Origin of the sequence: Streptosporangium sp. NPDC006930 (genome assembly GCF_040635605.1) — a bacterium.
In the GTDB taxonomy this organism is placed as follows: Bacteria; Actinomycetota; Actinomycetes; order Streptosporangiales; family Streptosporangiaceae; genus Streptosporangium.
Window position 1 is genome coordinate 1 of the sequence record NZ_JBEYID010000044.1, and the last position, 13,646, is coordinate 13,646.

General features: G+C 69.6%; 10 protein-coding genes. 3 read left to right on the top strand and 7 right to left on the bottom strand.

From position 1 onward, the window contains the following. The first annotated feature begins 411 nt into the window (after positions 1-411). Positions 412-552: a hypothetical protein gene (locus ABZ664_RS38590; protein WP_362522084.1), complete on the top strand. Its 141-nt coding sequence runs from the start codon at positions 412-414 to the stop codon at positions 550-552. Positions 553-586: 34 nt separating this feature from the next. On the opposite strand, the gene ABZ664_RS38595 is transcribed toward ABZ664_RS38590, so the two are convergent. Further along, entirely contained in the window at positions 587-1,150 is a 564-nt protein-coding gene (locus ABZ664_RS38595) for a hypothetical protein (RefSeq protein ID WP_362522086.1), read from the bottom strand. Positions 1,151-1,827: 677 nt separating this feature from the next. Between ABZ664_RS38595 and ABZ664_RS38600 the strand changes: the two genes are divergently transcribed. After that, positions 1,828-2,346 carry an FBP domain-containing protein gene (locus tag ABZ664_RS38600; protein ID WP_362522088.1) on the top strand — a complete coding sequence of 173 codons (519 nt, stop codon included), beginning with the start codon at positions 1,828-1,830 and terminating at the stop codon, positions 2,344-2,346. A 211-nt stretch (positions 2,347-2,557) separates the two neighbouring features. On the opposite strand, the gene ABZ664_RS38605 is transcribed toward ABZ664_RS38600, so the two are convergent. The 4 genes from ABZ664_RS38605 to ABZ664_RS38620 all read right to left on the bottom strand — a co-directional run bounded on the left by ABZ664_RS38605 (position 2,558) and on the right by ABZ664_RS38620 (position 6,844). Then, positions 2,558-3,625 (bottom strand): ABC transporter ATP-binding protein, encoded by a 1,068-nt coding sequence (locus ABZ664_RS38605; protein WP_362522091.1) that lies wholly within the window; start codon positions 3,623-3,625, stop codon positions 2,558-2,560. Continuing rightward, entirely contained in the window at positions 3,622-5,133 is a 1,512-nt protein-coding gene (locus tag ABZ664_RS38610; protein ID WP_362522094.1) for an iron ABC transporter permease, read from the bottom strand. Before ABZ664_RS38610 ends, ABZ664_RS38605 begins: the two co-directional genes overlap by 4 nt. 110 nt (positions 5,134-5,243) lie before the next feature. Continuing rightward, positions 5,244-6,305: an iron ABC transporter substrate-binding protein gene (locus ABZ664_RS38615; protein ID WP_362522097.1), complete on the bottom strand. Its 1,062-nt coding sequence runs from the start codon at positions 6,303-6,305 to the stop codon at positions 5,244-5,246. A 101-nt stretch (positions 6,306-6,406) separates the two neighbouring features. Next, positions 6,407-6,844 (bottom strand): ester cyclase, encoded by a 438-nt coding sequence (locus ABZ664_RS38620; protein ID WP_362522100.1) that lies wholly within the window; start codon positions 6,842-6,844, stop codon positions 6,407-6,409. A 379-nt stretch (positions 6,845-7,223) separates the two neighbouring features. Here ABZ664_RS38620 and ABZ664_RS38625 point away from each other — a divergent pair, with 379 nt between their 5' ends. After that, on the top strand, positions 7,224-8,399 hold the full coding sequence (locus ABZ664_RS38625; RefSeq protein WP_362522103.1) for a hypothetical protein: 1,176 nt from the start codon (positions 7,224-7,226) through the stop codon (positions 8,397-8,399). A gap of 149 nt (positions 8,400-8,548) precedes the next feature. Here the strand turns inward: ABZ664_RS38625 and ABZ664_RS38630 are convergent, their stop codons facing one another. Continuing rightward, positions 8,549-9,019, bottom strand: coding sequence for a hypothetical protein (locus ABZ664_RS38630; RefSeq protein WP_362522105.1), 471 nt, complete (start codon positions 9,017-9,019; stop codon positions 8,549-8,551). Between the two features lie 126 nt (positions 9,020-9,145). Further along, positions 9,146-13,501: a hypothetical protein gene (locus tag ABZ664_RS38635; RefSeq protein ID WP_362522107.1), complete on the bottom strand. Its 4,356-nt coding sequence runs from the start codon at positions 13,499-13,501 to the stop codon at positions 9,146-9,148. Positions 13,502-13,646 lie beyond the last annotated feature (145 nt).

Here is a 13,646-nt window from a genome sequence, read left to right on the forward strand (position 1 = left end):
TCGGTGAGGTCTCCACGCGCCATGACGATGGCCTACCAGGACGACAAACCACCGCGCAGGCAATCCCGCTGATCTCAACCCCGTACAGGCCCTAGCCCGTGACCGAACGGGGACACGCCGTGCGGTTCTCGGCCGACGTCTGGGCGCTGGGCGTGATGGCGTGTCAGCTGCTCACCGGCCATCTTCCCTTCAGCGCCCCGACCGCTCGCGCGCGTTACGTCGCCGCCGTCGAGTACGCGGCCGGCGAGCGTCCCCTGACGCTCCCGGTCTCGCTTCCCGAGACCTGGCGTTCCTGGGTGAGTGACTGCCTCGCCCCTGACGCGAGGCTCCGGCCCAGTGCGGCCCGCCAGCTCTACCGGGCGCGGGTGCTGGCCGGCACCACCGAGCGTACGTCTCCCCCTGCTGGCGGGGGTGCCCGGAGATCCGGGTCTCCTGGGGGCCGCGGCCTTCCACTCCTCCGACGAGGTGATCCGCGGGGAGAACGGGGTGCCCGAACGGTTCCGGTCGTTCGTCGAACGGGTGCGGAAGCACCGGACCGAATACCAGCCGTGATCACGCGGAGGGGGACGCCGGGCGTCAGCCGTGATCACGGGCTCAGTCGCTGCAGGTGCTCCTCCCGCACCAGATCGAAGCGCAGCGCGACGGAGACCAGCGCGGCGCGTTGCCAGTCGGCCTTGCGCGAACCGGCCGACGGTTTGACGCGCAGTTTCTTGCGCGCCAGATAGTCGATGTGGAAGTTGACCGCCGTGCGGGTCAGTCCTTCGCAGCCGGGAACCTCGCGCAGCAGCTCCAACACCTCCGGCACCGTCGGGATGACCGAGGAAGCGCAGTCGCGAAGGCGCGGCTCGCAGAGCGCGACCAGCACGAGAAAGTATTTCGCCGTCTCGTCCAGGGAGAAGCTGGAGATCGTCGGCTCGCCGACCGTCAGGCTCTCGGGTGTGTCGGGGTCGATGAAACTGTGCTGCGAGGCGAACACCAGGAAGGAACAGGCGCCGCCCGCCACCGGAAGCACCACGCGGGCGAACTCGAACGGCACGGGCGCCGCGACCCGCCGCGGAGCCACCTTGAGGAACTCCCCTCCGCCTTCGGGATTCTCCACGACCAGGGTGGAATTCTGGCTCAGATTGGTGAGCAGCCAGTAATCCTCCATGGCATGGATGACCCCGGCCCGCCTGGAGATCTCCGGATGATCCAGCGGAAAGTCGACGGGGACGCCCGTCGTCCCGCGACCAAAAGTGATCTCGTGGCCTGGGGAAAGCTCAACGACGGCGGGTTCGGCGCCAGGGCCTTCGCCTTGTAAGAGGATCGTTCGCATCCATTCCACCCTCACGGCATCCTAGAAGCTTCCAGGTTCCCAGGACCTCAGCCTACGTCGAATACTGTTTCGTTCAGCGCTGTATTACCGGGGCTCAGCGCGTTGACGGACTGCCGTTTGGCGAGGGCCGAAAAGGCATGAGGTCCCTTCGAGGGACGGAACACCTCGTCTGAGTCAGGATCGTTGAAGCGGCGGCCGGTCCCGTTGGGGTCGGCCGCCGTCTCTTTTCGGCCGCCCTTCGGTCGCCGAGCCGAGGAAAAATCCCTCGACGTCCTCTGGGGCGTGCTGAGACACTGGCCGCTGCCCGAAGGTCGAGAGCACCTCGGCCCGGCCGAGCCCTGCCCCGGCCTGCCCATCCAGGTCTGACCTGGTCTGATGGGTCCGCAGACTGGCCTAACCTGTCTTGGTCGCGCATGACCTGACCGCTCGCGGGCCGGCGGAGGCGCCGAGCGTGGTGCCGGCCGGGCGGGGGCGCGGGGAGATTTTCCGATGATCGCTGTGATGGTAGGTGAATGATGAATCCGGTCGGCGAGAAAGAGATACGCAGAGCCTTCGTCAACTGCTCCAAGGGGGAGGCGAGCAGGATCAACCTGCCCAGGAGCCTGCCCGAGCTCCCCTGGGCCGACCTCGACTTCCTCGGCTGGCGCGATCCCGGCGCCCCCGACCGGGGCTACGTGGTCGCCGAGCGGCAGGGCGAGCTCGTCGGCGTCACCCTGCGTGTCGCGCAGGAGGTACGCAGGAGTTTCGCCAAGAGCACCGTGTGCTCGATCTGCGTGACCCCCCACTCCGGCAGCGGAGTCGCCCTGTTCGTCGCACCCAGGGTCGGCGCCGCGGGCCGCCAGGGCAACACGGTCGGCACCTACATCTGCGCCGACCTCGCCTGCTCCCTCTACATGCGGGGCATCAAGCGGACGGAGGCCGGGGTGCGGTTCGAGGAGACGCTCACCATGGAGGAGCGGATCGTGAGGACCACCGTCAACCTGGAGGACTTCCTGGACAAGGTCTTCGACGGAGACCTGCGTTCGGCATGACCTGATCGCGGGTCCAGACGAGGACCGCGACCCGATCGCGGGCCCGCGCGAGGACCGTGACCTGGTCGCGGGTTCGTATGAGGACCGTGGTCTGATCGCGGGTTCGTATAAGACCGTGGTCTGATCGCGGATCTACACGAGGACCGTGACCGCTGCCGCCGCGCCTTCACCCCGGCAGGAAGACCGGGCGCCAGGGCGCTCTCCTTCCGCGTCACCCCGTGCCCGGCCGGTCGCGCCAGGCCAGGCCGCTGCCCTCCACCTGGACACCGACCCTGTCGCCGACGGTCGTCGGCTCGGTCGGGGCCGTCACCCGCGCGGTGACGTGCGTGCCGTCGGACAGGCTCAGGGTGACGAGCGCGTCGTGGCCGTGGAAGTCGTCGCCGACCACGGTCGCGATCACGGCCTGCGGCGCCGGTGGCGTGGTGATCCGGACCTGTTCCGGACGGACCAGCACGGTGAGCGCCCCGTCTCCCGGGGGGAGTTCGGCCACCACGACCGGGCCGAGCGCGGTGCGCAGCACCGCGGGATCACCGTGGTGACCTGGCTCGTCCTGTGCGTCCAGCAGGACCGCGTCGCCGACGAAGGCGGCCACCCAGGCGTCGGCGGGCCGGTGGTAGACGTCGGTGGGGGAGTCGCTCTGCACGATGACGCCCTCGCGCATCACCGCGATCTGGTCGGCCGTCGACAGTGCCTCGCCCTGGTCGTGGGTGACCAGGATCCCGGTCGCGCGGTCCGCGCGCAGCGCGGCTCGCACGTCGTGCCTCAGCTCGGCGCGGAGCCCGGCGTCGAGCGCGCTGAACGGCTCGTCGAGCAGGATGAGGGAGGGACGCGGCGCCATGGCGCGGGCGACCGCCACCCGTTGCTGCTGTCCTCCGGACATCTGGTGCGGCATCCGGTCGCCGTACCCGGCCAGGCCGACCAGGCTCAGCGCCTCGTCGATCCTGTCGCCACGCCGCTCGGCCCGGCTCAGCCCGTACCCCACGTTCTCGCGTACCGACAGGTGGGGGAAGAGCGCGCCCTCCTGCGGCACGATCACGATCTGGCGCCGCTGGGGCGGCGTGTGCGCGGCGGGACCGGCGACGACCCGCCCGTCGACGGTGATCTCGCCCGCGTCGAGGCGTTCGAAGCCCGCCACGCAGCGCAGCAGGGTCGTCTTGCCGCAGCCGGAGGGGCCGAGTACGGCGGTGAGGGTGCCGCTCGGCACGGTGAGGTCGACCCCGTCGAGGGCGGCGACGGACCCGTAGCGCCGGGCGAGCCCGCGCAGTTCCAACCGGCTCACCGCTGAACCTCCTTGCTGAGAATCCCGGTACGCGCGGCGAGCAGCCAGGTGGGCACCGATGACAACAACACGAGCAACACCGCGTAGGGCGCCGCGCCCGCGTAGGCGGCGACCGCCGTGTTCGACCACAGTTCGGTGGCGAGGGTGTCGACACCGGTCGGGCGGAGCAGCAACGTCGCGGGCAGTTCCTTCATGCAGGTGAGGAAGACGAGCGCCGCGCCGGCGCCGATGCCCGGCAGGGTGAGCGGCAGGGTCACCGTGCCCAGCACCGCGAGCGGCCCCCGGCCCAGGGAGCGGGCGACCTCTTCGAGTACGGGAGGCGCCTGGGCCGTCGCGGTGGCGACGGCGGCGACGCCCAGCGGCAGGAAGAGCGCGGCGTAGGCGAGCGCGAGCAGCCAGGTCGTCTGGTAGAGCGGGAAGGCGACGTTGATCCCGAAGAACACCAGGGACAGGCCGATCACCACTCCCGGCAGGGCGTGGCTGAGGTAGCTGAGCCGCTCCAGCGTCGCGGACAGACGCCCCGGCACCCGGGCGTTCAACACCCCGACAGGCAGCGCGAGCAGCATGGTCAGCGCCGTCCCGGCCAGCGCGAGCAGGAGGGAGTTGCCGGCGGCGGCCAGCACCTCCGGCCAGGTTCCCGGACGGGAGATGCCCTCGGCCATCCGCCGGGCGAGGCTGTACGCGGTGACGCCGAGCGCGAGGACCGCGACGGCGAGCAGGGCGGCCGCGGCGGGCAGGCGTGCCGTGCCCAGAGCGGCCCTGGCAGGCGGGCGGCGGGTGCCGCTCAGCCGGGCGTAGCGGGCCCCGCGCCGCCGGGTCGCGCCCTCCCCGGCCAGGATGAGCACGGTCAGCGCCACGAGTACGGTCGACAGCACCAGCGCGCCGGTACGGTCGAAGCCGAGGTCGAAGGCGAGGAAGATGGCGCGGGTGAAGGTGTCTGCGCGCAGGATCGAGACCGCGCCGAAGTCCGACAGCACGTACAGCGCCACCAGCAGCCCGCCACCGGCGATCGCGGGGCGGATCTGGCGCAGTGTCACCCGGGTGAAGGTGTGCCAGGCGTCGTGGCCCAGCGACCGCGACACCTCCTCCTGCGCCGGGTCGGCGCCGGCGAGGGCCGCGGCGGTCGGCAGCAGGACGTAGGGGTAGGAGCAGAGCGTCAGCACCAGGGCCGCCGCCCAGAAGCCCTCGAAGCCGTCCACCGCCGACACCCAGGCGAAGGCGGCGATGTAGGTCGGCACCGCGAGGGGCAGGACGGCGAGGACGGCGAAGACGCGGCGGCCCGGCAGGTCGGTCCGCACCAGCAGGAAGGCCGAGCCGACCCCGAGCACCAGGCAGGCGACGGTCACCACGGCCGCCAGCGCGAGCGTGCTCGCCGCCAGCGCCGCGACCCGCGCGGTGAGCAGCTCCTCGGCGATCCTGGCGCCGCCCGCCTCGGCGGTCCGGACGGCGAGGTAGGCGAGCGGGATGAGGGCGACCGCCACGGCCAGCACCGACAGCGCCAGCACCACGGGCCTGGCCGGACGGGACCACCTCGCACCCCCTGCCGGGAGACCGGGACGGCCGGGCCGCGGCGAGGATCCGCCGCGGCCCGGCCGCCTCACGGAGAGCGGCGACGTTCTCAGGGGACCAGTCCCGATTCCTTGATGAGCGCGATCGTCGCCTCAAGCTGGTCGAGGTCGTTCAGGTCGATCGAGGGGACCTTCAGCTCGTCCAGGGCAGGCACCCCGGCGGGCGGGGCGGCGTCGGCCAGGACCGGGTACTCGAAGGTCTCCTCGGCGAAGTACTTCTGCGCCTCGGCGCCGAGCAGGTAGTCGACGAAGGCCTGCACGTCGGGGTTGCCGGCGGCCTTCTTCAGCACGCCGACGCCCGCCACATTGACGAGGGCGCCGCTGTCCCCGTCGGGGAAGAAGTGCAGCTTGGCGGCGAGCCCGTCGGGCGTCTTGCCCCGCTCCTTGGCCAGCTCGCCCAGGTAGTAGTGGTTGATCAGGCCGACGGCGACCTTGCCGGAGTCGACCTCCTCCAGGATCGGGCCGTTGCCCTCCCGGATCTGCGGCTCGTTGGCCTTGAGCCCGGCGAGGAACTCCTTCGCCTTGGCCTCTCCGTGCTGCACGGTCACGGCGGTGACGAACGACTGGAAGGACGCGTTGGTCGGGGCCACCCCGACCTTGCCCTTCCACTCCGGAGCGGTGAGGTCGAACACCGAGGCGGGCAGCCGGTCGGTGGGGACCAGGTCGGGGTTGTAGACCAGCACCCGCGAGCGGGCGGTGACGCCGACCCACTCCCCGCTCTTGGCGCGGTAGGTGGCGGGCACCTTGTCGAGCACGGTGCCGGGAAGCGGGGCGAACATCCCCTTCTTGGCCACGGCGCCGAGCGCGCCGGCGTCCTGGGCGAAGAAGACGTCCGCCGGTGACTTCTCCCCCTCTTCGAGGAGCTGGGTGGCCATGGCCGAGGTGCTGGCGTAGCGGGCCTCGACGGCGATGCCGCTCTGCGCGGTGAACTTCTCCAGCAGGGGCTTGACCAGGGCCTCGTTGCGCCCGCTGTAGACGGTGATCTTCTTCTCGGCCGCCTGGCCGGCGGCATCGCCGGTGTCCGCGGACTCGCCGCCGCACGCGGCCAGACCGAAGAGGAGAGCACCCGTGGTGGCCAGTTTGAGCATGGTTCTGGGGAGGGACGTCGGCACCGGGGTGCTCCTTCGATCATGGCGCTTGCAACTACATCGCTGTAGAAGTTAGCAGAGCCTAACCTAAGGATCTGTGGCAGGGGGTGGGACGAGCGCCTGATCTACCTGTTGGGGAGACCGAGGCCGGTCAGGCCGAAGCCGAGTTGGCTGTACAGCTCCAGCTGGTCGAAGTAGTCCCGTTGCGTAATGATCTTTTCGTTGGCGACGTAGGCCATGCACGCGCCGCGGACGGTGATGCGACGGCCGGTCTCCTCCACCTCGCGCCCGTCGGGAAGGAGGAAGGGCCCCGTGTGGGTGCCGGTGAGCGTCCATTCCGCGATCACGGGATCCTCGCAGGGGGCCTCCAGCCAGACCGTCTTCTTGAAGTCGGGAAACGCCTTGAAGTACTGCTCGTAGAACCAGGCGATCTGCTCATGTCCCTCCAGCGTGCCCGCCGGTGAGACGAGGACGGCGTCCGGGCTGTAGCAGTCGAGTACTCGGTGCAGGTCGTGAGCGTTGATCGCTTCGATCAGGCGGCGTTCGAGCTCCAAGGAATTCACGTGACCCTCCTGGTGCTGGACGAGGCGTTGGGCTTCCGGGACTTCCGATCCGACCGGGATGCCGTACGTCGAGGGGTGCTCAGGGGGCGTCGGACCGGGAGCCTTGACGGCGCTCTTTCAAAGCTATCCAGCGGAAAGTGAGCCTTTGGTCCAGGTGTCGCGGTATTCGCACCATAGAAGGTGCCGTAGGTTCCCGGTCACACCATGGGGATGCCATGTCTTCGTCATGCCCGCTCGTCACGTATGTCAGCGAGGAGGATTCAGTCACAAAGTAGCTGAAACCGCCAAAAAAGCGATTTATATTGAACTACACAACATAAAGGGAAATCAGCGAAAATAATGCTGGTCGGTGAGTCCCGTGCGGGTTAGGTTGACCAGCATGAGCACCTCCTATCATCCCCCTCACAACTACAGGGTCGTGGCACCCGACCAGCTGCGCGGATTCCCCAAGGCGCTGGGGATAAGCGACTACTGGACGCCGGGGACGATCACCCTGGCCGCGCAGGGGAAACCCGGCGACCTGGCCCTGGTCAGCGGCCCGCCGTACGACTCCTCTCAGCACGATTCCTTCGGGATCGGTGTTGGCACGTTCCAGTTCGACATGGCGACCCGCACCTCCCGGGGGTGGGGTGGTGGCATCGTCCGCTATCTCCAGTCGGGCAAGCCCTGCGTGTGGAAGCCCGAGGAGCCGAAGGAGGGCACCTTCAACCTGGTGGCGGAGATAACCACCGAGGACGCCGCCGAGGTTCGCGTCTCCGAACGGGAGCACATCGAGGATTTCCAGCGCGCCTGGGACTGCTCCTTCGGACTGGTCGCCGGTCTGGCGCCCAAGTGCTCCGCCGACTCGACGGAAGGGGCGATCAAGGCACTGGTCACCCGTCTGATCGAGATGGGGGCGGCGTACGTGATCCCGGCCGACCCCGGTGACCTGGCCAACTGGGGTCCCCGCGTCCTCGCGGTCTACAAGGCCCTGTGCGCTCACTCCTACAAACGCGACGACAAAGGCCATCACTCGCCGACCGAATACCGGTTCACGGTGCACGAGAAGACCATCACCGTGCGTTTCGCCTTCGGCCCGAGACATCCCGGCGAGGAGTTCGTGGTTCCCGGGGAGATCTCCCCGGTGTTCACCGCCGCGAGCTACGAGGATTACCTCCAGGCGAAGAAGGCCGCGGTCTCCCAGCCTCCCGTGGTGGCCGGTGCGGGATTGAAGGTCGGCACCGTGGTCGTGTGGTCCGATCTCGCCGCCGACGGCCGGCTGTTCGAGGACTATCCGCTGGGGCTCTCCTTCGCGGAGCAGACCGTCTACACCGTCCCCGACCTTGAAACGAAACGGTGGGTGGTGGACATGCCGGCCATCAACGGCCGGCTCCACTTCGAGCAGGGAGAGGTGGTCGAGGTGGCCGACACCCACGCCTGGGTGAAGATCGACTTCCGGGATCACAATGATGACGGCACGTCCTCCTGGGTCACGCCGAAGGTGGCGGAGCTCAACCTCCCCGGCGGGTACGGCTACGTGTGGCTGCGGCACCACCTGCTGAAGCCGAAAACCTGATCCGCGTCACCGGCCGCCGGAGCTCCGGTTACGAGGATCAACGTCGAGACTTTTTGGAAGGTGTGACGGGGTTCTTCGGCCACCCGCGGGCGGGCCGGGCGCGGCGCCGATGCGGCGCCGATGCGGTGCCCGGCCCGCCCGCGAGACGACTACCACCAGTCGCTGCAGCGCACCGTCGCGTCGCCGGAGACCGAGCCGCAGACGCGGAACTTCCAGTTGGAGTTGGTGCTGGTGAGCTGGGCGGGGGTGGTGGCGGACAGGCTGTAGCCGCTCGGTGAGAACGGCCCGCACTGGATCCAGGTCCTCCTGTCGTCGCGGGTCCAGTCCATCCAGAAACGGTCGCCGGGCGAGGTCGCCCCGTCGATCTTCGCCCAGCCGATGGCCGGACCGTAGGGCGCGCCGTACTGGATCGAGAAGTAGGTGGGCTTGGCGCCGGTCTGCACCTGGAAGCCCACCGCGTACCGGCCGGACGCGTTGTCGGGCATGTCGCGGAACCCGTTCTCCCCGTTCAGGCACTGTGCCGGCCAGGCCTGGGCGGCCTGGCTTGAGACCAGCGGCAGTCCCGCGCCCAGGGCCAGTACGAGGGCGGTCCTGGCCAGGACCGTCGTGACTCTCTTCATCGTTCTCTCCTCTTTCTCTCCTGCGGTCTCTTCGGCCGCGGGTTCTTCGCGCGGTTTTCGCACGCGGTCTTCGGCTCGTGGGTTTTCGCGCGTGAGTGGGCGACGGCCCACAGCCATGACGGGGAATCACCCGTAGTCGGGATGCGGCAGGGTCTGGTCGCTGCAGAAGATCATTTTGGCCGGGTTCACGCCGGGTCCGTCGATGAGGACGATGCCCCAGGGGTTGCCCTCCTGGTCCTCACGCGACGGGTTGGTCGTGAACCGGTCGCAGGTGCCGTACTGGTTCGCCCTCGACGGGATCGCGGAGAAGTTCTGGAAGTTCCCCCGCAGGACCGGATCGGCCGAGGCGCGGCTCGAACCGTCGAGGTTCATCGCCTGCCCGTCCCGGTACAGGTACTGGTCGGGCATGTAGCTGCTGAGCAGCACCGGAGTCCGCGCGTCGACCCTGCGTAGTGAGAGGTCGGCGCAGGAGGCGAAGTGCAGCTCCTGGTGGATCGGCGGCGCGTGCGCGAACGCCGACCCCAGTTCCAGCGGGTGGTTCTCGAAGAACATGTTGAAGACGTCCAGCGCCGTCTGGGCCACCCCTTCCGGGATGTTCTTCGCGTTGCGCCCGTCCGCCACCTTCCGGGCCCATACCCTGATCTGGGATTCGACGTAGTCGTTGCCGATCAGGGTCCGGTAGCCGATCACCCCGCCGCCCGCGCCGTGCGCGACGACGCAGTCCACGTTGCCGCCTGCGGTCCCCGGCATCTGTCTCGTCTGTGGCGGCGCGCCCCCGAACCGGTACGCCCTGGCGAGCAGCACCCCGTTCGAGTTCGCGTTGCCGTGGGTCGCCTGGTGGTTGTGCACGTTGGCGTCCACCAGGTCGTACTGGATGTCGGGCCGCGTGATGCCGTAGTCGGCGGACAGTGCGGAGAACAGCCGCGTCACGAACGCGGGCAGGTGGGTGTTCGCTGTGCGGTGCTGGTAGTCGACGTCCTCCGACCCCGGCACGATGCGCCCGTCGCTCCCCAGGACGAACGAGGCCGTCGCGGTGGTACGGATCTTGTACGCCAGATCGTCGTTGAGGAACCAGCTGGGAAGGTAGGCCGATGTCGGCCGCTGGCTCACCGGGTTGGAGAATCCCATCCAGGACGGGATGCTCTTGCCCCGGGGGTGGTTGACCGGATCGACGCCGGCCTGGATCACCTCGTCACGCCACTGCGTGAAGACGTCCCTCGTGGCGGCCCGGACGCACTGGTCGCTCATCGTGCTTCCCTGGCACACCGGCTTCGACAGGACCCGTCCGGTCAGGTCGGTGGCCCAGTCGTAGAGCGCCTGGCGGCCGGCCATCTTGCCGCCGATCCAGCTGGCGGGCGCGATGGTGTCCAGGTTCTGGTTCTCGTCGAAGTAGGCGACCGCGTCGACCTTGTCCTCGTGGTAGGTGCCGCTGACCGGCACCAGCGCGAGCGCGTCCCAGGCCACCGTGACGATGTCCCCCACGGTGTCGTGTTTCGTGACGTTGCTCAGCTGGATCTGGGAGTTGGGACCGAGCACCTGCACACCGAGCGACTTCCAGTGGTTGAAGTGCTCGTGCTGGTTGATCACCCGTTCGGTCACGGTCCCGTTGGCGTTCGTGATCTTGTAGGTGGCGCTGCCGGCCGACGCGCCCGCGGTGGGGATGTGCGCCCTGATCATGTAGGTGCCGTTGGTGCTGAGGTTGGGCTTCCAGGTTCCGGTGACCCGGCGCGCGGTGTCGGAGGGAAGAGCGTTACCGGCGAACCAGGTGTGCGCCCCCAGCCCGGCGGCCAGCTGGTGGAAGTTGATCGTCGACAGTGGCATCCCCTCGGCGGTCTTGCCGTATTCGAGGGTGAAGGTGCCGCCGTTCGTCCAGTCGACCCCGGAACAGAAGATGTTCACGTTCGGCGTGGACAGGTCGTCGATGATGATCGTGTCCGCGGGGAGCTGCTTCTGGCACGCGGGCGGCCACGGGTTGTCCCCGGCGGGCTCCCGGTCGCCGGTCGCGAAGTCGTACGCGGACCGCGCGCACTGGGTCGCGCAGTCGATGTTCATCTGCACCCGGCCGTTCCACCAGCAGTGGAAGGCCAGGTCGCCCTCTGTCATCTGGCAGCGCTTGACCGTGGTCGGGTCACATCTGTTGGCGGTGGTGCACAGCTGCCTGCGGTCGGGATAGGAGACCGTGTTCCCGGCCGGGTTGAGGGGGCCGTTCACCGCGGGGAGATAGGCGTCGTCGCCCTTGAAGTCCTTGATCGGGGTCTCCGTCCAGCCGATCACCCGCTCCTGGTAGGGCCATTCCCACGGCCGGGCGGCGTCGGCGTAGCTCTCGCGGAGGAAGACGTCCCGGCCTTCGCGGTAGGAGTCGTTGTTCGGATTGTTCGTCCAGCCCAGACCCCAGTTGCCGGCCCTGTCGGTACACGAGGGGCCGGGGGTGCAGCCGGTGGGGTTGCCGTTGGCCGCGTTCGGCTGGACACCCGAGTTGTAGGCCCACAGCGCGAGGTACCAGTTCTCCACCAGCGCGCTGTCGCCGTTGTTCATGACGATGCCCGCGTCGTGGAGCTGGTTCCACTTCTCGGCCAGGATCTGCATGCCGGCCTGGACGTTCTCGGCGTAGTCGACGGCGATCTTCGCCTTGCCGTTCGGGGAGATGCCGGTGTCCGTCGCGGTCATCCCGGTCGTCACCTGCGCGATGCCGTAGCCGCAGTCGGCGTTGTCGTAGTCGATGACGTCGAGGGTGCCGCCGGATCCGTAGTAGTCGCCGATCAGCGGGTTGCCCCCCGAGCCGGGCAGCGAACGCCAGGTCGCGTGCTTGTACGCGCTCTCCTGGGCCAGGACGCCGTTCATCACCACGGGCGGCACCCGGCCGCCGGACGGTTTCAGCGAGGGGATCGCGAAGTCGGAGCTGGGGCTGTAGGCGGGCAACCCGGTCTGCCGGTAGTTGGCCGGCCGGGAGTTGACGCCGCCGAGCGCGTTCAGCGTGGCGAGATCCACCGCCCAGGCCGCCTGCCGGGCCGTGGGCCCGTAGACCTGCCGGTTCGGCGTGTTCCGCGGCACCGCGCACTTGGGAGTGGTGAAGTTCGCCTGGGTGCTCACCCCGCCGTCGGCGCTCATCCGGCGGGTGGGAAGACCGCCGCCTGACTTCGCGCCCGGTACGAGCTGCACGCCGGTCCGCAGCGTCTCACGGGTGCCGAGCCACACCAGGGCCGACCCGTTGCCGAGACCGAGGCCCTCCCGGTCTCCCAGCCCGTCCACCACGGCCTTCGGCAGGTCGGTGAGAGCCACCTTGCCCTCGGCGCTGACGTCGCGCACCCGCATCTCCGCGCCGGGCCGCGCCGCGTCCACCTTCTTGTCGTCGTCGGCCTTCGTGCCCTGGTTCGCTGTCTTGTCGTCGTCGGTCTTCGTGCCCGTGTTCGCCTCCTTGTGGCCGCCGGTCTTCGTGCCCGCGTACTGTCCGGCCCTGGGCCGTCCGGCCGCCGCGCCGCCGCGCCGCGCCTTCTCCGTGGCGAGCAGACCGGCCGCGGCCGACGAGGGCGCCACCAACTGGGCCCTGGCGTCCTCGGCCGAGGCACGTTCGGAGACCTTGCGGTCGCGGAGGTCGAGAACGCGCAGCGAGGTGCGCCCGTTCGCCCGCTCGGCGAACTCCAGCGTCGTGCCGCGCACTCCGGCGAGTTCGAGCGCGGCGCCACCGTCGTGGACGGTCTCCGCCCGGTCCGGCCTGGCCGCGTCCACCCGCACGATGCGGCCGCCCTGCCGGAGGAAGACACTCTCGCGGTCGAGGACCGGGTCCACGAACTGGCCGTTCAGTTTGGCGACCTGCCTGGCCTCGGCGCGGGCGGCGTCGACGGCGAACACCCCCGTGGTCGGGTTCTCCGGGGTGGAGTACGTCAGGACGGCCGCCCGGCCGTCCTGACCGCACCGCAGGCCGGCGCTGTTGACCGCGGCGCCGACGGCGACCGGCCGGACCGAACCGTCGGAGAGCGCGACCGAGTACACCAGGCCGCCGTTGGCCAGGTGCCGCGGACGGTTCACCGCCCGCCGCGTGATCAGGGTGGCCACCACGTGCTTCCGGTCGCCGGTGAGGCAGTAGGTGCCCAGCCACTCGTCGTCGGCGTCGAACGGCTTGATGGACACCAGCGGCCGGAAGGCGTAGGAGGAGTCCTCCCTTCCGACGAAGAGATGGAACCCCTCCTCGTCGCCCTGGCCGGTCACGATCACGTCGTCGCCTCGCGGCCAGTCCCTTTCGAGGGCCGAGAGTCTCTTCGCCACCGCGTGCTGGGTGTCGGCGGGTTTCGCGGTGTGGGCGGGTTTCGCGGTGCCGGTGGGTTTCGCGGTGCCGGTGGGTTTCGCGATGTCGGCGGGTTCTCCGGACGCCTGCCGGTCGGGATCGTGACCCGGGTGGCGGGCCTGGGCCGTGGCCGGCCCGGCGAGCAGGCTCGTCGTCACGACGAGGGTGGCCACCACGGACCTGGCGTGGCGCCTCAGCACCGGCCACACCGGGCGTCGGCACCGGCCGGCGGTCGACGGCCGGGGCCGGCCGGTGACGCGCGTGTTCACTCCAAGTGCGCGCCGCACACGGAAACGGTCGTCATGCGTGTTCATCGGTTCACTTTCGGTACGGGTCGGTAGGCGC

What these genes read in the sequence shown, in the direction of transcription:
- ABZ664_RS38595 (WP_362522086.1), bottom strand. Translation starts at nt 1,150, where the DNA reads ATGGAGGATTACTGGCTGCTCACCAATCTGAGCCAGAATTCCACCCTG.
- ABZ664_RS38600 (WP_362522088.1), top strand. Translation starts at nt 1,828, where the DNA reads ATGATGAATCCGGTCGGCGAGAAAGAGATACGCAGAGCCTTCGTCAAC.
- ABZ664_RS38625 (WP_362522103.1), top strand. Translation starts at nt 7,224, where the DNA reads ATGAGCACCTCCTATCATCCCCCTCACAACTACAGGGTCGTGGCACCC.
- ABZ664_RS38630 (WP_362522105.1), bottom strand. Translation starts at nt 9,019, where the DNA reads ATGAAGAGAGTCACGACGGTCCTGGCCAGGACCGCCCTCGTACTGGCC.